Origin of the sequence: Pseudomonas tructae (genome assembly GCF_004214895.1) — a bacterium.
In the GTDB taxonomy this organism is placed as follows: Bacteria; Pseudomonadota; Gammaproteobacteria; order Pseudomonadales; family Pseudomonadaceae; genus Aquipseudomonas; species Aquipseudomonas tructae.
The window spans coordinates 2,203,740-2,220,536 of sequence record NZ_CP035952.1; the positions used below are offsets into that span (position 1 = coordinate 2,203,740).

The 16,797-nt window shown below is 62.2% G+C and carries 17 protein-coding genes and 1 riboswitch; of the genes, 6 read left to right on the forward strand and 11 right to left on the reverse strand.

What is annotated here, in order from left to right; translation table 11 throughout:
- Positions 1 to 131 precede the first annotated feature (131 nt).
- The 10 genes from EXN22_RS10155 to EXN22_RS10200 all read right to left on the reverse strand — a co-directional run bounded on the left by EXN22_RS10155 (position 132) and on the right by EXN22_RS10200 (position 9,592).
- Entirely contained in the window at positions 132 to 626 is a 495-nt protein-coding gene (locus EXN22_RS10155) for an Lrp/AsnC family transcriptional regulator (protein ID WP_130263924.1), read from the reverse strand.
- A 12-nt stretch (positions 627 to 638) separates the two neighbouring features.
- On the reverse strand, positions 639 to 1,490 hold the full coding sequence (locus EXN22_RS10160) for an ABC transporter ATP-binding protein (protein WP_233281698.1): 852 nt from the start codon (positions 1,488 to 1,490) through the stop codon (positions 639 to 641).
- Between the two features lie 3 nt (positions 1,491 to 1,493).
- The gene (locus tag EXN22_RS10165; RefSeq protein ID WP_130263925.1) at positions 1,494 to 2,207 is read right to left on the reverse strand and encodes an ABC transporter permease; all 714 of its coding nucleotides are present in this window, start codon (positions 2,205 to 2,207) and stop codon (positions 1,494 to 1,496) included.
- Complete coding sequence (locus EXN22_RS10170) at positions 2,204 to 2,929, reverse strand: ABC transporter permease (protein ID WP_130263926.1); 726 nt, start codon at positions 2,927 to 2,929, stop codon at positions 2,204 to 2,206. Before EXN22_RS10170 ends, EXN22_RS10165 begins: the two co-directional genes overlap by 4 nt.
- Positions 2,930 to 3,004: 75 nt before the next feature.
- Positions 3,005 to 3,784, reverse strand: coding sequence for an ABC transporter substrate-binding protein (locus EXN22_RS10175; protein WP_130263927.1), 780 nt, complete (start codon positions 3,782 to 3,784; stop codon positions 3,005 to 3,007).
- 248 nt (positions 3,785 to 4,032) lie between these two features.
- The gene (locus EXN22_RS10180) at positions 4,033 to 5,079 is read right to left on the reverse strand and encodes an ornithine cyclodeaminase (protein ID WP_130263928.1); all 1,047 of its coding nucleotides are present in this window, start codon (positions 5,077 to 5,079) and stop codon (positions 4,033 to 4,035) included.
- Positions 5,080 to 5,099: 20 nt separating this feature from the next.
- A complete protein-coding gene (gene ctlX / locus EXN22_RS10185; protein ID WP_130263929.1) occupies positions 5,100 to 6,017 on the reverse strand; it encodes a citrulline utilization hydrolase CtlX in 918 nt (305 codons plus the stop codon).
- 133 nt (positions 6,018 to 6,150) lie between these two features.
- Positions 6,151 to 7,083, reverse strand: coding sequence for an ABC transporter substrate-binding protein (locus EXN22_RS10190; RefSeq protein WP_130263930.1), 933 nt, complete (start codon positions 7,081 to 7,083; stop codon positions 6,151 to 6,153).
- Entirely contained in the window at positions 7,080 to 7,466 is a 387-nt protein-coding gene (locus EXN22_RS10195) for a (2Fe-2S) ferredoxin domain-containing protein (protein WP_130263931.1), read from the reverse strand. The genes EXN22_RS10190 and EXN22_RS10195 overlap by 4 nt, the downstream gene beginning before the upstream one ends.
- A 105-nt stretch (positions 7,467 to 7,571) precedes the next feature.
- Positions 7,572 to 7,775: riboswitch (cobalamin riboswitch) on the reverse strand.
- Positions 7,776 to 7,780: 5 nt separating this feature from the next.
- Positions 7,781 to 9,592: a sigma-54-dependent Fis family transcriptional regulator gene (locus EXN22_RS10200; protein ID WP_130263932.1), complete on the reverse strand. Its 1,812-nt coding sequence runs from the start codon at positions 9,590 to 9,592 to the stop codon at positions 7,781 to 7,783.
- 222 nt (positions 9,593 to 9,814) lie between these two features.
- Here EXN22_RS10200 and EXN22_RS10205 point away from each other — a divergent pair, with 222 nt between their 5' ends.
- From EXN22_RS10205 to EXN22_RS10230, 6 genes are read left to right on the forward strand one after another with little or no spacing between them, the layout of a single operon-like run.
- Positions 9,815 to 10,909 carry an ABC transporter ATP-binding protein gene (locus EXN22_RS10205; protein ID WP_130263933.1) on the forward strand — a complete coding sequence of 365 codons (1,095 nt, stop codon included), beginning with the start codon at positions 9,815 to 9,817 and terminating at the stop codon, positions 10,907 to 10,909.
- Complete coding sequence (locus tag EXN22_RS10210; protein WP_130263934.1) at positions 10,909 to 12,006, forward strand: ABC transporter ATP-binding protein; 1,098 nt, start codon at positions 10,909 to 10,911, stop codon at positions 12,004 to 12,006. The genes EXN22_RS10205 and EXN22_RS10210 overlap by 1 nt, the downstream gene beginning before the upstream one ends.
- Complete coding sequence (locus EXN22_RS10215) at positions 12,003 to 12,866, forward strand: carbohydrate ABC transporter permease (RefSeq protein ID WP_130263935.1); 864 nt, start codon at positions 12,003 to 12,005, stop codon at positions 12,864 to 12,866. Before EXN22_RS10210 ends, EXN22_RS10215 begins: the two co-directional genes overlap by 4 nt.
- Positions 12,867 to 12,875: 9 nt before the next feature.
- Entirely contained in the window at positions 12,876 to 13,676 is an 801-nt protein-coding gene (locus tag EXN22_RS10220; protein WP_130263936.1) for a carbohydrate ABC transporter permease, read from the forward strand.
- A 10-nt stretch (positions 13,677 to 13,686) separates the two neighbouring features.
- Entirely contained in the window at positions 13,687 to 13,959 is a 273-nt protein-coding gene (locus EXN22_RS10225) for a DUF2160 domain-containing protein (RefSeq protein WP_130263937.1), read from the forward strand.
- A 50-nt stretch (positions 13,960 to 14,009) separates the two neighbouring features.
- Positions 14,010 to 15,749 carry an ABC transporter substrate-binding protein gene (locus tag EXN22_RS10230; protein ID WP_130263938.1) on the forward strand — a complete coding sequence of 580 codons (1,740 nt, stop codon included), beginning with the start codon at positions 14,010 to 14,012 and terminating at the stop codon, positions 15,747 to 15,749.
- Positions 15,750 to 15,827: 78 nt separating this feature from the next.
- Here EXN22_RS10230 and folD read toward each other — a convergent pair whose 3' ends face one another.
- Complete coding sequence (gene folD, locus EXN22_RS10235; protein WP_130263939.1) at positions 15,828 to 16,682, reverse strand: bifunctional methylenetetrahydrofolate dehydrogenase/methenyltetrahydrofolate cyclohydrolase FolD; 855 nt, start codon at positions 16,680 to 16,682, stop codon at positions 15,828 to 15,830.
- Positions 16,683 to 16,797 lie beyond the last annotated feature (115 nt).

Below are 16,797 nucleotides of genomic sequence, written 5' to 3' on the forward strand. Positions count from 1 at the left end.
TGTGGGAGCGGGCTCGTCCCGCGATCGAGTGCGAAGCGCTCGCAAATCAGCCACCCGGTTGTATCAGGTACTCTGTGTGGCCAGGGATTGCTGCCGCGCTACGGCAGATCGCGGGACTTTTTGTACAGACCCTAGAGCTGGGGGGCGGTATTCTTTACCACCGCCAGCTCCGGGTGGGCGACCAGCTTGTCGATGTGCAACTCGTCGTTGTTCATCCAGGTCTCGGTCAGCACCCGGTAGTGCTCCATGTCACGGCAACGCATGCGCAGGCTGTAGTCGAAGTGGCCACTGATCAGCTGGCAGTCGAACACTTGCGGGCAGGCCCGCACGCAGGCTTCGAAGGCCTTTTGCGCAGCGCGCCCGCTCTGGTTGGAAAGGGCCACCAGCACCAGCAGCGACAACCCCGGCGAAACCATCTGCACGTCGATGATTGCGCCATAACCGCGAATCACCCCGCGCCGTTCCAGCTTGCGCACCCGTTCCAGGCACGGGCGTGGGGTCAGGTGCACCAGCGATGAGAGCTTTTCGTAAGTGATGCGCCCGTTGTGGCGCAGCACGTCGATGATCGCTTCGTCGATCCGGTCCAGGGTTGGCGTAGTCTGTGGGCTGTTGACCTTGGTATCCATGCAGGTTCGGCTTCACTTCAAACGGTTGGAAAGAAATTGCTGCAGGCGCTCGCTCTGCGGCTGGTCAAGTATCTCGGCGCTTCCTTGTTCCTCGACCCGGCCCTGGTGCAAAAACAGCACCTGGCTCGACACCTGACGGGCAAAGCCCATCTCGTGGGTGACCATGAGCATGGTACGGCCTTCCTCGGCCAGCGTCTGTATGACTTTCAGCACTTCACCGACCAGTTCAGGGTCCAGGGCCGAAGTCGGCTCGTCGAAGAGGATGATTTCCGGCTCCATGGCCAGGGCCCGGGCGATCGCCACCCGCTGTTGCTGGCCGCCGGAGAGGAACGCTGGGTACTGGTCGGCGGCCCGTGGCGGTAGGCCGACCTTGTCCAGGTATTTGCGCGCCCGGGCTTCGGCTTCCTGGGCGCTCACCCCGAGCACCCGCCGCGGCGCCATGCAGATGTTTTCCAGCACGGTCATGTGGCTCCACAGGTTGAAGTGCTGGAACACCATGGCCAGGCGCGTGCGCAGGTTGTGCAGTTGCGCCGGATGCGGTGCGCGGGTGCCGGCCCGGCCCTGGCGCATCTCGATGCTCTGGTTGTCGAGGGTGATGACCCCGGCATCGGGCTGTTCGAGGAAGTTGATGCAGCGCAGCATGGTGCTTTTGCCCGAGCCGCTGGCGCCGATCAGGCTGATCACGTCGCCTTTGCGCGCTTGCAGCGAGACACCTTTGAGTACCTCGTGTTCGCCATAACTTTTGTGCAGGTCGGCAACGCTGAGTTTGACCGTGGCATCGGCGGCAACGCTGGCAATGCGTGGGCTTGGGCGGCTGTTATGGGTAAGTTCGCCCGTCGACAAGGCGTGTGCGGTAGTGGTCATGAGTTAGCCTCGGGCAGGAACAAGAAAACCCATCCAGCGACGTTCGGCCAGGCGAAACAGCCCGACCAGCGCGAAGGACAGCAACATGTACAGCAGTGCCGCCGTTCCGAAGGCCTGGAAGGTCAGGAAGGTGGCGGCGTTGGCATCGCGGGCAACCTTGAGGATGTCGGCGATGGTGGCGGTGAAGGCCAGCGAGGTGGCGTGCAGCATCAGGATCAGTTCGTTGCTGTAGGCCGGCAACGAGCGCCGCAGGGCTGCCGGCAGGACCACGAACAGGCTCAGCTTCCAGCCGTGCAGGCCATAGGCCTGGGCCGCTTCGATCTCGCCATGGGGGATGTTGCGAATGGCCCCGGCGAAAATCTCCACGGTGTAGGCGCAGGTATTGAGCACGAAGGCCAGCAGCGTGCAGTTCAACGCGTTGCGAAAGAACTGGTCGAGCAGGGCGTGATCACGTACCACTTCCAGCCCGTACAGGCCGGTGTAGCAGATCAGCAGCTGGATGTAGAGCGGCGTGCCGCGGAACACGAAGGTGTAGAACTCCACCGGCCAGCGCAGCCACAGATTGCGCGATACCCGCGCCAGGGCCAGCGGCAGCGACAGGAAAAAGCCCAGGACCATGGTGATGACGAACAACCACAGGGTCATGGCCAGCCCGGACAGCCCGCCACCATCGCTGTACAGGTAGGCCTGGCCGTATTGCTCAAAGAGTTCGATCATCGTGCCAGCTCCTTGATACCGGTGTTGTAACGCCGCTCCAGGTGCTTGAACAAGCGATTGGAGAGGGTGGTGATCAACAGGTAAACGAGCCCTGCGATGATCAGGAAGTACAGGGTGTTGTTGGTGGTCTTGCCGGCGTTTTGCGCAGCCTTGACCAGGTCGGCCAGGCCGATGATCGACACCAGCGCGGTGGACTTGAGCAGCACCAGCCAGTTGTTGCCCAGGCCCGGCAGGGCGAAGCGCATCAGTTGCGGGAACAGCACCAGGCGAAAGCGTTGCACCTTGCTCAAGCCGTAGGCCGTGGCGGCTTCCAGTTGCCCGGCTGGCACGCTGAGGATTGCCCCGCGAAAGTTCTCGGTGAAGTAGGCGCCATAGATGAAGCCCAGCGTGATGACCCCGGCGGTAAAAGGGTCGATCTCGAAGTAGTCCCAGCCGAGTAGTTCGGTCAGGTCGTTGAGCCACAGTTGCAGGGTGTAGAAGATCAGCAGGATCAGCACCAGGTCCGGCACGCTGCGAATCAGCGTGGTGTAGAGGGTGGCGGGGATGCGCAGCAGCTTGTGCCGCGACAGCTTGGCGCTGGCGCCGAACAGGCCCAGGGCCAGGCTCAGGGCCAGTGACAGCAGCGCAAGCTTCAAGGTCATCCAGGTCCCTTGCAGCAACAGCGGGCCGAAGCCCTGCAGGCTCAGGGCCTGCCAGCCATGGGAGTGAAGGAAGTCGTTCACGGGAAAAATCTCGGTAGGACGCAGGGCAAATGCGGCCGCGATCAGCTCAGGGCGAGCGGATCGCGGTGGCACGGCTTACTCGTTGTAGATGTCCAGGTCGCCGACGTACTTTTTCTGGATGGCGGCGAAGGTGCCGTCGGCGTGGATGGCGGCGATGCCTTTGTCGAGCAGGGCCTTGAGTTCGCTGTCGTTCTTGCGCAGGCCCATGGCGATGTCCAGGGGCAGGGTCGGGTCCTTGATCGCCGGGCCGCTCTTGAAGTCGGCGCCTTCAGGCTTGGACAGGAAATTGAGCTGGGCTTCGAGCTTGTCGGTCAGGGTGGCGTCGAGGCGGCCGTTGAGCAGGTCAGCGTAGTTCTGGTCCTGAGCCTGGTAGGCCTTGACCTGTGCCCCCAGCGGCGTCAGCTTGGCGCGGGCGTAGGCTTCTTGCAGCGAACCCTGTAGCACACCGATCTGCTTGCCCTTGAGCGACTCGGGGGTGTCGCCGAAGTCGGCGCTCTTGCGCACGATCACCGAGGTCGGGCTGAGGAACAGTTTGGCGCTGAAGTCGATCTGCTTTTCCCGGGCCGGGGTCACCGCCATCGACGACATGATGGCGTCGAACTTGCGCGCCCGCAGGGCCGGGATCATGCCGTCGAATTCGTTGTGCACCCAGGTGCACTTGACTTGCAGCTTGGCGCAGATGGCATTGCCCAGCTCGATGTCGAAGCCTTGCAGGCTGCCATCGGCGGCAACGGATTCAAAAGGTGGGTATTCGGGGTAGACGCCGAAACGGATCTCGGTCCATTCCTTGGCCTGCACCGCACTTGCGCACAGTGGCAGGAGAAGCACGCTGAGGAGCTTTCGCAGCGAAGTCATATGAGTATCCCTGAGTTTTATAGTTGATGTAGGGCAGTGATGCGCTTCTGGTCTTTTAGTGACTCTCGGGTCGGGCTCAGAATGCGCGATGACGACGTTTTTTTTGTGTCGTTTGAACCGGCGACGGCTGCCGGATTTTGCTGTTAAAGCGTGTATGTCAGCCGAATCGGCTGGAGCGCCTCCTGTTTAGGCTTCAGTTACAGCAGTTTCCGATCTGCCGCGCCCTGGCACGGCAGAATCGGTCGGGTTCAGGCGCGTTTTTTCTGCAGCGTTTCAACCGGTGCACGCAACAGCGCGAACAGGTCTTTGGGGTTCTTGAGCTCCGGAACCAGGGCGATCTCGCTGCCGATGTCCAGGGCCTTGGCCACGTCGAGCACATAACGCAGCGCCGAGTAATCTTCAAGGGCGAAGCCCACCGAATCGAACAGGGTCACTTGCTCGGCGTTTTCGCGACCGGCCGCCTGGCCGTTGACCACTTGCCAGAATTCGGTGGTTGGCGAGTCGGCGGGCATCTGCTGGATCTCGCCTTCGATGCGGCTTTGCGGTTCGTATTCGACGATCACCCGTGCGCGCTCGACGATCGCGCGGTGCAGCTCGGTCTTGCCCGGGCAGTCGCCGCCGACGGCATTGAGGTGCATGCCCGGCTCGATCATTTCCGGGCTGAGGATGGTGGCGAAAGCCTTGTCGGCGGTCACTGTGGTGACGATGTCGGCACCGCGCACCGCTTCGGCGACGGAGCTTGCGACGCTCACCTTGATTGCCGGGTAAGCACTGAGGTTGGCCACCAGCTTGGCGCTGGCCGCAGGGTCCAGGTCATACAGGCGGATGTCGTCGATGCCCAGCAGGGCATGGAAGGCCAGGGCCTGGAACTCGCTTTGCGAGCCGTTGCCGATCAACGCCATGCTGCGGCTGTCCTTGCGTGCCAGGTAGCGGGCGGCCAGGGCCGAGGTGGCGGCGGTGCGAATGGCGGTGGTCAGGGTCATCTCGCTGAGCAGTACCGGCGCACCGGTATCGACGTCACCCAGGGCGCCGAAGGCCATCACTGTCAGCATGTTGCGCTGGGTATTCTTCGGATGACCGTTCACGTACTTGAAGGCATACAGGTTGGCGTCGGAGACCGGCATCAACTCGATCACGCCATCAGGCGAGTGGTTGGCCAGGCGGGCGCATTTCTCGAAGTCGTGCCAGCGCAGGTAGTCCTCACGGATGTACTCGGCCATCTCGCTGATGCAGGTGCTCAGGCCTTTGTGCAGCACCAGGCGGCTGAGGTCGGTAACGTCGATATAGCGGGTCATGATGAACTCCTTTGTTGTAATCAGTGACGGACGGGCAGGTGCACTTCGGCAAGCATGCAGCGTGCGCTGCCACCGCCGATGCGCTCGATATGGTCGATGTTCACCACCACCGGATGGCTGTGCCGCTCCACCTGCTGACGCTGTTCGGGGCTGAGCGAGCGCCAGGCACTGCGCGACATCACCAGCAGCGGCTGGCCTTGCTTGTCGTGGACTTCGAGCATGTTGCCGGCGAAGCCTTCGAGCTGGTCGAAGTCCAGGGCCAGGATGTCCTTGCCGGTGTCGCGCAGTGAGTGCTCAAGGGCACGGCGCTCGTGGGCCTCGGGCAGCGCCTGCAGGCAGACCAACGAGAGCCCGCGGCCGACGCTCATCATCACGTTGCTGTGATAGATCGGCGCCTGCTGGCGGTCGACGGCGTGGAACAGGCACAGGCGATAGTCGAGCTGTTCGGCGAACAGGCGCAGGGCCTGGGTGTGGGTACGCCCGGAATGGCAGGCGTAGCTGATCCGGTGCTCGCGATCCAGGACCATGCTGCCGGTCCCTTCCAGATACATACTCTGCTGTTCCAGCGGGCTCAGATCGATGGTCTGACGGACTGCGAAGCGCTCTTCGAGGACCTTGAGTACACCCTTGCTGCGCTCCAGGCGACGGTTCTGGCCTTCCATCGGGTAGAGCACCAGGCTGCCGTCGGCGTGGCTGCTCCACCAGTTGTTGGGAAAGATCGAATCGGGCGTGTGCGGCGCCGGGGTGTCTTGCACCACCAGGACGTCGACGCCGTGCTGGCGTAGGGTGTCGACATACCCATCGAACTCCTGCAGCGCTTTATGCTGTGCCTGCTCCGGGTCGAGCAAAGCCTGCTGAAAGCGGTTGTTGAGGGCAGTGTCCGGGTTGAAGGCGAACCGCGCCGGGCGGATCATCAAGACTGTATTTGTTGTTTGCATCGAGGCACGCATCCGGGGTGGGCTGTGTGCTTATTGTCGATGTGATCAAGGATAAATCCCGGCTGAAGCGCGTTGGGCGCTCAGCCGGTAAAGCTGAAATAGTGGGTTTGGCAGCGGAATCTGCTGTGATGGCTCACGGCGGGTCTTGCTTGAAGGCGTGCAGCTGTCGGGCCAGGCCCAAGGCGGTACTGGCACTGTGTTCGCCGGGCAGCAGGTGGGTGAAGGGCAGGTCGATCAGGCGATTGTCGCGCACCGCCTGCAGGTGCGAGAGTGCCGGGTGCTTGCCCAGGAAGGCGCGCTTGCTGGCAGCGGGCGACCACACGGCATCGGCAAGAATGATCACGTCGGGGTCGGCGCGCAGCAGGCTTTCGGCATCGACCGTGACCCGGTTCTGCTCGATCTCGGCATACAGGTTACGCCCGCCCGCAGCTTCGATCAGTTGGGTAATGAAGCCTCGCTTGCCTTCGCTTTGCAGGCCGTTGACCTCACTGTCGAGGTAGAACACCGAAAGGGGCTCGCCTTGCCCGGCGATGGCGCGTGCGTCAGCCAGGTCCTGGCGCTGGCGGTCGATCAGCTGGTTGGCCCGGGCCTCGCGTTGCAGCAGGCGACCGAGGGTGCGCAGGTCTTGCTCAACGGCGGCAAAACCGTTTTGCGCTGCTGGCGTGCAGGCGTTCTCCAGCAGATAGGTATCGATGCCGTTGGCCTTCAGGGTCGTGCGCGGGGCTACGCCGTCGCTGTCGCGAAAGGCACTGGCAAAACCGCCGACCAGCAGGTCATAACCCTGGGCGTAGACCACCTCGGTCGCCGGGTAGCGGCGCGACAGCAGCGGCACGCCGCGATAGCGACCGCTGGCCAGCGCTTGCGGGTTGTCATCGATGTAACTGACGGCGGCGAGTGCTGGGCCGGCTTCAAGGGCCAGCAGCAGGTCGGCCGCATGCTGATTGAGGGCCAGGATGCGCTGCGGACGCTCCGCTGCCAGGTGCCAGGTCTGCCCGCAATTCTGAAAGTCGAGGGCCATCGCGCTGCTGCTCATAACCACCAGCAAGCTGGCGCTGACCCACCTCATGACAGCTGGCCATTGAGCAGCAGTTCGGGCACCGGCTGGCCCTCGATCAGGTGCACGCGCACCAGGCGTTGCGCCTCTTCGGCGTTGGCCACCCGGTACCAGCAGCGGTCCGGGTACACCGTCAGCACCGGGCCGAGGTTGCAGGGGAATTGGCAATGGCTGCGGGTCAGCAGCACGCCGTCAGTGGTTTCGATACGGTTGGCCACCAGCAGCTCGCGACGCAGGACTTTCCACAGGGGCAGGGCACCGCGTTGCACACAGCGCGGGCCGGTGCAAAGCATAACGTGACGGCTATGTTCGGGGATCTGCGACCACTCGGGTTTGCTCTGGATCTGCTCTTCGGCGAGGCGGCCGCGGCGACGCTTGGGGGGTGTTGCTGTCATGGACTTCTCGAAAAAATCGCGAAGCGCACAGCAGGGTCCCCGGCCAACACGCGCCAGAGAGCCGGCTCGTGCCCGCCCTCCGCAGGTTTGCCTGAATGACTGCGTGCAGTCGTGGGGCTTCAGGCCGGTCTCCGGGCTTGCGAGGCGTAAAGACATTCACCTTCCCATGCCCGTGGGCACAGTGGTGTATTGAATGCTTCACTCGCTTACCGTTGCGGGGGCAGCGCCGGACTGGTCGATAACGACGCACCGGCTTCCCGTTTCACCTGACGCACGGCGGCGGCAGGCACCTGAAACTGGCAGGCATCTGACCATCAGCCCAGGCGTTCGTCAACTGCGCAGCCATGGCCCTGGGCGTGCAGGCGCTTGTACAAGGTGGTGCGGCTGATGCCCAGGTCCCGGGCCAGGGCCGAGATATTGCCATTGAGGGCCTGCAGGCGTTGGCCGAGGTCGTCGGTCTGGGGCCGTGGCGTCAGTACTGGCGCCTGGGGACTTGCGGCAGACAGCTCGGCAAAGAAGCTGTCCGGCAGGTGTTCCACGGCAAGCGCGTGCTTGCCCGCCAGGGCCAACGCCACCTGGAGCACGCTGGCCAGTTGGCGCAGGTTGCCCGGCCAGGGGTGCTGGAGCAGCAGTTCCAGCACCTTGCCGGGTATCTGTGTCGGCACCCCGGGGTCGCGGTACTGCTGGTGTATCTGTTCGATCAGGGCCAGGCGGTCGCTGCGTTCACGCAGCGGCGGCAGCACCAGGCTCAAGCCTGCAATGCGGTAATACAGGTCCTGGCGAAAGTGACCCAGGCGCACCTGGTCGGCGAGGTGCTGATTGGTCGCCGAGATCACGCGGATATCCACCTGGGTCGCTTCGCCGCTGCCCAGGGGCTGGATACTGCGGGTCTGCACAAAGCGCAGCAGACGAGCCTGGGTCGGCAGAGGCATGTCACCAATTTCATCGAGGAACAGTATGCCCTGGTCGGCCTTGCGGATCAGGCCGAGGTTACCCTTGTGATGGGCGCCGGTGAACGCGCCTTTCTCGTAGCCGAACAACTCGGACTCCACAAGCTCCGCAGGGATCGCCGCGCAGTTCACGGCAATCAGCGGTTGATTGGCGCGGCTGCTGGCACGGTGCAGGGCATTGACGAAGACTTCCTTGCCGGCCCCGGTTTCGCCTTCGATCAACAGCGGGATGTCTTTTTCCAGCATTACTGCAGCCTGGGCCAGGGCCTTGGCGATGCGCGGGTCGCAACCTGGCGGGGTACGGCTGAGCGCTGCGCCCTTTGGGGGTTGGGTCGGCGCATGCAGCAAGCAGTGAAAGCGGTTGCGACCGGTCACTTGCAGGGCAAACGGCTGCTCGTTGCGGTGAGCCAACAGCTGCGCCAATGGCGTTCTGAAAAGCTGCTCCAAGGTGCACTGCAACGGATTTTGCCCAAGCAAACTGTCGGCCCGGCGATTGGCCGCCAGGACCCGGCCCTGATCATCGAACAGCAGCAGCCCGGCCCATTGACTGTCGAGGTTGTTGGCGCCGGTATTGAAGCTCAGCTGTTGGTAATCCGCGGCAAACCGCGCAAGGATCAGGCGGTTCTCCAGGCTCTGGCTCATCATCCGCACCAGGCCCTGGGTTTGCGCCGCAGGCAGGTAGCTGTCGCTGGAGGCATCAAGTACGCCGATCAGTTGGCGTTCGGCGTCGAACAACGGTGCGGCGGCGCTGGTCATGAAACGGTTGAGCTTGAGAAAGTGCTCATCCTGGCTGACATGCACGGCTTCGCCGGTAGCCAGGGCGGTGCCGATGGCGTTGGTGCCCACCCCTTGCTCCCGCCAGCAGGCACCGGCATTGAAACCGTGACGCTGGCGCGGCTCGATGAAGCGGCGGGTACCCCAGGCCTCGAGCAACTGACCCTGGTGGTCGCTGAGCATGATCAGGTAGCTGGAGTTGCCAAGCAGGTGCGCGTACTGGGGCATCACCTCGTCACGGGTGGTGCTCAACAGGGCCTGCTGGCGTTCGAGCAGTTCGCGGATGTCAGCGTTGGACGCTTCACCGAATTGCGGCAACGACTGGTGCTCCAGGCCATAGTCGCGACAGCGCGCCCAGGAAGCCTGGATGAGTTGCGCGTGGCTGGTGCTGGATGCGGCCATGGGCCCGTCCTCTGCCGGTGGCAGCGTTGTTGTTTTTGTGTGATCCAGTGTTGTTCAGTCCTGTTCATTGTCAATTTCACAGCTGTTCATTGCTGTTCAGCAGTGAACAGTGCTGAACGGCCTGGTTTATGAAAGTCGTTTACCGACAAAGGCTTGGTGTGCGCTGGCACGAATCTCGCTCTATTGCAGGCGCCTGCCCGAAAACAACAAAAAGGCCGCGCCATGTCGCTCTCCCTCGAACATGTCAGCCGTACCGTGGATAATCAAGTGTGCATCGACGATGCTTGCCTGCGTTTCGAGCCCGGTTCGTTCAATGTCCTGCTTGGCCGCACCCTGGCCGGCAAAACCAGCCTCATGCGCCTGATGGCCGGGCTGGATCGTCCGGACCGTGGCCGGGTGTTGATGAATGACGAGGATGTCACCGGCCGCCCGGTACGCCAGCGCAATGTGTCGATGGTCTATCAGCAGTTCATCAATTACCCGACCCTGAGTGTGTTCGAGAACATTGCCTCGCCCTTGCGCCAGGCACGCATGGCAGAGGACCTGATCCGCGAGAAAGTCCAGCAGACCGCGCAGATGCTGCGTATCGAGCCGTACCTGCAACGCTTGCCGTTGGAACTGTCGGGTGGCCAGCAGCAACGCACAGCCATGGCCCGGGCACTGGTCAAGGATGCCGAGCTGATCCTCTTCGATGAGCCGCTGGTGAACCTTGACTACAAGTTGCGCGAAGAACTGCGCCAGGAGATGCGCGAGCTGTTCGCTGCCCGCCATTGCATCGCTGTGTACGCCACCACTGAACCCAACGAAGCATTGGCCCTGGGCGGCACCACCACGATCCTTCATGAAGGGCGCATTGTGCAGAGTGGGCCCACTGCCCAGGTCTATCACCAGCCGCGCACGGAGTTGGCGGCCGAACTGTTTTCCGAGCCGCCGATCAACCTGATGCCCGGGCGCATCAGTAGCAATGAAGTGAGCTTTGCCGGTGCTGTGCATTTCGCCATGAACGCTGACCTGCAGCGTATCGGCGATGGCGACTATCGCTTCGGCGTGCGCCCGAGTCATATCAGCCTGGTCCCCTCCAACGACGATGACCTGGAACTGGCGGTACTGGTTGAGCTGGCGGAAATCAGCGGCTCGGAAACTTTCCTGCATGTGCGCAACGAGCACTTTCGTTTGGTGCTGCACCTGCCGGGGGTGCACGAGTACCACGTCGATGCGCCGATCCGGGTGTTCATCCCCACCCACAAGCTGTTTGTCTTCGACCTGGCCGGGCAGTTGGTGCAGGCGCCGGGCCTGCGTGAAGCGAGGGTAGCCTGATGGCCGAGATTCGCCTGCAGCAACTGGCTCATAGCTACAGCCGCGATCCGCAGGGCGCGGACGACTATGCCTTGCGCGAGCTGGAGCATGTCTGGGAGCAGGGTGGTGCCTACGCTTTGCTCGGGCCGTCGGGGTGCGGCAAATCCACCTTGCTCAACATTATTTCCGGGCTGCTCAGCCCCTCTCACGGCCAGGTTCTGTTCGATGGCAAGGTGGTCAACGAACTGTCGCCGCAGGCGCGCAATATTGCCCAGGTGTTCCAGTTCCCGGTGGTCTACGACACCATGACGGTGTTCGATAACCTGGCTTTCCCGCTACGCAACCAGGGCCTGGATGAAGCGCGCATTAACCGGAAGGTGACGGAAATCGCCGAGGTGCTGGAGCTGGGCAGCCTGCTGAAAAAGAAAGCCCGCAACCTCAGCGCTGATGAAAAGCAGAAGGTCTCCATGGGCCGAGGCCTGGTGCGCGACGACGTCTCGGCGATCCTCTTTGACGAGCCACTGACGGTGATCGACCCGCACCTGAAATGGAAGCTGCGGCGCAAGCTCAAACAGATCCATGAACAGTTCAATATCACCATGATTTACGTCACCCACGATCAGCTCGAAGCGTCGACCTTCGCGGACAAGATCGCAGTGATGTACGGCGGGCAGATCGTCCAGTTCGGCACTCCCCGCGAGTTGTTCGAGCGCCCGCGTCATACCTTTGTCGGCTACTTCATCGGCAGCCCCGGGATGAACCTGATTAGTGTGCAGGCGCAGTCCGGCGGGGTCGGATTTGCCGGCATCCACCTGCCGTTGCCGCTGGAGTTGCAGGAACGTTTGGGCGCAAGCGGCGCTACCCACCTGCAGGTGGGCATCCGCCCGGAATTCATTCAGGTCTGGGACGCGCCGTTCGATGAAGGCTTCAGTGCCAGGGTGGAGGATATCGAGGACTTGGGGACCTACCGGATTCTCACCCTCGACCTGCAAGGTGTGCCACTCAAGGTGCGCCTGGGCGAGGACCGTATGCTGCCAGAGGATGAGGTATGGATAAGCTTTCCGGAGCAGTGGTTGATGCTCTACGCCGATGACGTGCTGCTGGAGGCCCGGCCATGAACAAGGTGCCCAACAACAAGGCCTGGTGGCTGGTGCTGCCGGTGTTCCTGCTGGTGGCGTTCAGCGCCGTGGTGCCGATGATGACCGTGGTCAACTACTCGGTGCAGGACATTTTCGACCAGTCCAGCCGCTACTTCGTTGGCGCCGACTGGTACCGTCAGGTGCTGCTGGACCCGCGCCTGCACGACTCGCTGTTGCGCCAGTTCGTCTACTCGGCCTGCGTGCTGCTGATCGAAATACCCCTGGGGATCGCCATCGCCCTGACCATGCCGACCAAGGGCCGCTGGTCGTCCTTGTGCCTGATCGTCATGGCCATTCCGTTGCTGATCCCGTGGAACGTGGTTGGCACCATCTGGCAGATCTTCGGTCGTGCCGATATCGGCCTTCTGGGTGCTTCGCTCAACCAGTTGGGGATCAACTACAACTATGCCGCCAACACCATGGACGCCTGGGTCACGGTGCTGGTGATGGACGTCTGGCACTGGACTTCACTGGTGGCGCTGCTGTGCTACTCCGGCCTGCGCGCGATCCCCGACGTGTATTACCAGGCGGCGCGCATCGATCGCGCTTCGGCCTGGGCGGTGTTCCGCCATATCCAGTTACCGAAGATGAAGAACGTGCTGCTGATCGCGGTGATGCTGCGCTTCATGGACAGCTTCATGATCTACACCGAGCCGTTCGTGCTCACCGGTGGCGGGCCGGGCAACGCCACCACTTTCCTCAGCCAGACCCTGACACAGATGGCGGTCGGGCAGTTCGACCTGGGACCTGCGGCGGCATTTTCGCTGGTGTACTTCCTGATCATCCTGCTGGTGTCGTGGCTGTTCTATACCGCCATGACCCATGCCGATAAACAGTAGGAGGCTGCCATGGGCACGCGCAAGACATTGGCGCTGTTGCTGTACATCCTGTTCCTGCTGGTGCCGATCTACTGGCTGCTGAACATGTCGTTCAAGAGCAACACCGAGATCCTCGGTGGCCTGACCCTGTGGCCGCAAGATTTCACCATCGACAACTACCGGGTGATCTTCACCGACCCCAGCTGGTACAGCGGCTACATCAACTCGCTGTACTACGTGTGCCTGAACACGGTGATTTCCCTGAGCGTGGCTTTGCCGGCGGCCTATGCGTTTTCGCGCTATCGCTTTCTCGGCGACAAGCACCTGTTCTTCTGGCTGCTGACCAACCGCATGGCGCCGCCGGCAGTGTTCCTGTTGCCGTTCTTCCAACTGTATTCGTCGATTGGCCTGTTCGATACCCACATTGCCGTGGCCCTGGCTCACTGCCTGTTCAACGTGCCATTGGCGGTGTGGATTCTTGAAGGCTTCATGTCCGGAGTGCCCAAGGAAATTGACGAAACCGCCTACATCGACGGCTACAGCTTCCCGCGTTTCTTCGTGAAGATCTTTGTGCCGTTGATTGGCTCCGGCATCGGGGTCACGGCGTTTTTCTGCTTCATGTTTTCCTGGGTCGAGCTGCTGCTCGCGCGCACCTTGACCTCGGTAAACGCCAAGCCGATTGCTGCCGTGATGACCCGTACGGTGTCGGCTTCGGGGATCGACTGGGGCGTGCTGGCCGCGGCCGGGGTACTGACCATTTTGCCAGGCATGCTGGTGATCTGGTTTGTCCGTAACCATGTGGCCAAGGGCTTTGCCCTGGGCCGGGTCTGAGGAACGCGCGATGGACTGGATGGCCTGGACCTTGCCGACGGCGATTTTCTTCGCCTCGATCGGCCTATTGCTGCTGGGTATGACGCTGTATGAGCTGCGACGGCCATGTGTCGAGCGGCGCGGCTTTCTGCCGATCGTCACCACCCGTGGCGACCGGTTGTTCATTGGTTTGCTGGTCAGCGCTTACCTGCACTTGCTGGTAATCGGGCTCAGCGACTGGAACCTGTGGGTAGCCTCGCTGCTGTCTTTGGCCTGGCTGTTGGTGGTGATGCGCTGGGGTTAGCCGAGGGCAATCGGCACAGCTCCGTGAAAATACTCAATCGGGAGATCATAATGTTCGACAACAACAAGAACCGGCGACATTTGACCCTGGCAGCCCTGCTAGTGCTTGGCAGCTTTCACGCCAGTGCCTGGGCCGATGCCTATGAAGATGCCGCCAAGAAGTGGATCGGCAGCGAGTTCAAGCCTTCGACCCTGACTCCCGAGCAGCAGCTCGACGAGTTGAAATGGTTCATCAAGGCGTCCGAGCCGTTTCGCGGGATGAAGATCAACGTGGTCTCGGAAACCATCGCCACCCACGAGTACGAATCCAAGGTGCTGGCCAAGGCCTTCAGCGAGATCACCGGGATCAAGCTGACCCACGACCTGCTGCAGGAAGGCGATGTGGTGGAAAAACTGCAGACGCAGATGCAGTCGGACAAGAACATCTATGACGGCTGGGTCAATGACTCCGACCTGATCGGTACTCACTTTCGCTATGGCAAGACCGAATCCATTACCGACCTGATGGCCAACGAAGGCAAGGATTACACCTCGCCAACCCTGGACCTCAAGGACTTCATCGGCATCTCCTTTACCACCGCACCGGATGGCAAGATCTATCAATTGCCCGACCAGCAGTTCGCCAACCTCTACTGGTTTCGCGCCGACTGGTTCGATCGCCCTGAGCTCAAGGCCAAGTTCAAGGAGAAGTACGGCTATGAACTGGGTGTGCCGGTGAACTGGTCTGCCTATGAAGACATCGCCAAGTTCTTCAGCGAGGACGTCAAAGAGATCGACGGCAAGCGCGTTTACGGGCACATGGACTATGGCAAGAAAGACCCGTCGCTGGGCTGGCGTTTCACCGATGCCTGGTTCTCCATGGCTGGTGGCGGTGACAAGGGCCTGCCCAATGGCTTGCCGGTGGATGAATGGGGGATTCGCGTCGAGGATTGCCATCCGGTCGGCTCCAGCGTCACCCGTGGTGGCGACACCAACGGCCCGGCTGCGGTGTATGCCACGCAAAAATATGTCGACTGGATGCGCACCTACGCACCGCCCGAGGCCCAGGGCATGACCTTCTCCGAATCGGGGCCGGTGCCGGCCCAGGGCAACATTGCCCAGCAAATCTTCTGGTACACCGCCTTTACCGCCGACATGACCAAACCCGGCCTGCCGGTAGTGAACGCCGACGGTACGCCGAAGTGGCGCATGGCGCCGTCGCCCAAGGGGCCGTACTGGGAGGAGGGCATGAAGCTGGGGTATCAGGATGCTGGCTCCTGGACCTTCCTCAAGTCGACCCCGGAGAAACAACGCCTGGCTGCCTGGCTGTACGCCCAGTTCGTCACCTCCAAGACCGTCTCGCTGAAAAAGACCATTGTCGGGCTGACGCCGATCCGCGAATCGGATATCAACTCCCAGGCCATGACCGATCTTGCGCCCAAGCTCGGCGGGCTGGTGGAGTTCTACCGCAGCCCGGCGCGGGTACAGTGGACCCCGACCGGCACCAACGTACCCGACTATCCGCGCCTGGCGCAGTTGTGGTGGAGCCATATCGCTGAAGCGGCCAGTGGCGAGAAGACCCCGCAAGAGGCCCTGGACGGGCTGGCCCGTGATCAGGACAAGATCCTCGAACGCCTCGAGCGCTCCAAGGCCCAGGCCACCTGTGCGCCCAAGCTCAATCCGCAGCGCGATGCCCAGTACTGGTTCGACCAGCCGGGGGCGCCGAAGCCCAAGCTGGCCAATGAAAAACCCAAGGGCGAGACCGTCAGCTACAGCGAGTTGCTCAAGTCCTGGGAGGCTGCACGTAAGTAACCTGGGGCTGCTTTGCAGCCCACAGGCACAAAAAAACGGCACCTTCACAGGTGCCGTTTCTCATTTCGCCATCACCACTTACTTATGCAGTTCTTCGGCCGCATACAAAGTGTTCTCCAGCAGGCAGGCGCGGGTCATCGGCCCGACACCACCCGGCACCGGGGTGATCCAGCCAGCACGGGGCAGGGCGGTCTCGTAGACCACGTCGCCGACCAGCTTGCCATCCTCCTGGCGGTTGATGCCGACGTCGACGACGATCGCGCCTTCCTTGATCCATTCACCCTTGACTAGGCCTGGCTTGCCAGCGGCGACCACCACCAGGTCGGCGCGGCCAACATGGCCGGCCAAGTCCTTGGTGAAGCGGTGGGTGACGGTCACGGTGCACCCGGCCAGCAGCAGTTCCATGGCCATCGGCCGGCCAACGATGTTGGAGGCGCCGACAACCACCGCGTTCATGCCGTACAGGTCCTGGCCGGTGCTTTGGAGCAGGGTCATGATGCCTTTTGGCGTGCACGGGCGCAGCAGCGGAATACGCTGGGCCAGGCGGCCGACGTTATACGGATGGAAACCATCGACGTCCTTGTCCGGGCGAATGCGCTCGAGCAACAGCGAGGCGTCCAGGTGCGCTGGCAGTGGCAGTTGCAGGAGGATGCCGTCGATGTTGGGGTCATCGTTAAGGCGATCGATCAGGTCGGTCAGGGCTTGCTGCGTGGTATCGCTGGGCAGGTCGAAGGCCTGGGAGATGAAGCCGACCTCTTCGCAATCCTTGCGCTTGTGCGAGACATAGACTTGAGACGCGGGGTCGGTGCCGACCAGGATCACCGCCAGGCCAGGCGTACGCAGGCCTTGCTGGCGACGCTCCACAACACGTTGGGCGATCTGCTGGCGCAGGCTGGCGGCGATCGCCTTGCCGTCGATAAGGTGTGCAGTCATGACGCGTGATTAACCATCGAGAAGGAATAAAAAGAGCGCGCATTCTCGCATGAAGGGCCCCAAGGGCAAAGGCGCTTGGTCCGGCAATTGCCCTAAGCCCTTAAATAAAATGAAT

What these genes read in the sequence shown, in the direction of transcription:
- EXN22_RS10155 (WP_130263924.1), bottom strand. Translation starts at nt 626, where the DNA reads ATGGATACCAAGGTCAACAGCCCACAGACTACGCCAACCCTGGACCGG.
- EXN22_RS10160 (WP_233281698.1), bottom strand. Translation starts at nt 1,490, where the DNA reads ATGACCACTACCGCACACGCCTTGTCGACGGGCGAACTTACCCATAAC.
- EXN22_RS10165 (WP_130263925.1), bottom strand. Translation starts at nt 2,207, where the DNA reads ATGATCGAACTCTTTGAGCAATACGGCCAGGCCTACCTGTACAGCGAT.
- EXN22_RS10175 (WP_130263927.1), bottom strand. Translation starts at nt 3,784, where the DNA reads ATGACTTCGCTGCGAAAGCTCCTCAGCGTGCTTCTCCTGCCACTGTGC.
- EXN22_RS10180 (WP_130263928.1), bottom strand. Translation starts at nt 5,079, where the DNA reads ATGACCCGCTATATCGACGTTACCGACCTCAGCCGCCTGGTGCTGCAC.
- ctlX (WP_130263929.1), bottom strand. Translation starts at nt 6,017, where the DNA reads ATGCAAACAACAAATACAGTCTTGATGATCCGCCCGGCGCGGTTCGCC.
- EXN22_RS10190 (WP_130263930.1), bottom strand. Translation starts at nt 7,083, where the DNA reads ATGAGGTGGGTCAGCGCCAGCTTGCTGGTGGTTATGAGCAGCAGCGCG.
- EXN22_RS10195 (WP_130263931.1), bottom strand. Translation starts at nt 7,466, where the DNA reads ATGACAGCAACACCCCCCAAGCGTCGCCGCGGCCGCCTCGCCGAAGAG.
- EXN22_RS10200 (WP_130263932.1), bottom strand. Translation starts at nt 9,592, where the DNA reads ATGGCCGCATCCAGCACCAGCCACGCGCAACTCATCCAGGCTTCCTGG.
- EXN22_RS10205 (WP_130263933.1), top strand. Translation starts at nt 9,815, where the DNA reads ATGTCGCTCTCCCTCGAACATGTCAGCCGTACCGTGGATAATCAAGTG.
- EXN22_RS10210 (WP_130263934.1), top strand. Translation starts at nt 10,909, where the DNA reads ATGGCCGAGATTCGCCTGCAGCAACTGGCTCATAGCTACAGCCGCGAT.
- EXN22_RS10215 (WP_130263935.1), top strand. Translation starts at nt 12,003, where the DNA reads ATGAACAAGGTGCCCAACAACAAGGCCTGGTGGCTGGTGCTGCCGGTG.
- EXN22_RS10220 (WP_130263936.1), top strand. Translation starts at nt 12,876, where the DNA reads ATGGGCACGCGCAAGACATTGGCGCTGTTGCTGTACATCCTGTTCCTG.
- EXN22_RS10225 (WP_130263937.1), top strand. Translation starts at nt 13,687, where the DNA reads ATGGACTGGATGGCCTGGACCTTGCCGACGGCGATTTTCTTCGCCTCG.
- EXN22_RS10230 (WP_130263938.1), top strand. Translation starts at nt 14,010, where the DNA reads ATGTTCGACAACAACAAGAACCGGCGACATTTGACCCTGGCAGCCCTG.
- folD (WP_130263939.1), bottom strand. Translation starts at nt 16,682, where the DNA reads ATGACTGCACACCTTATCGACGGCAAGGCGATCGCCGCCAGCCTGCGC.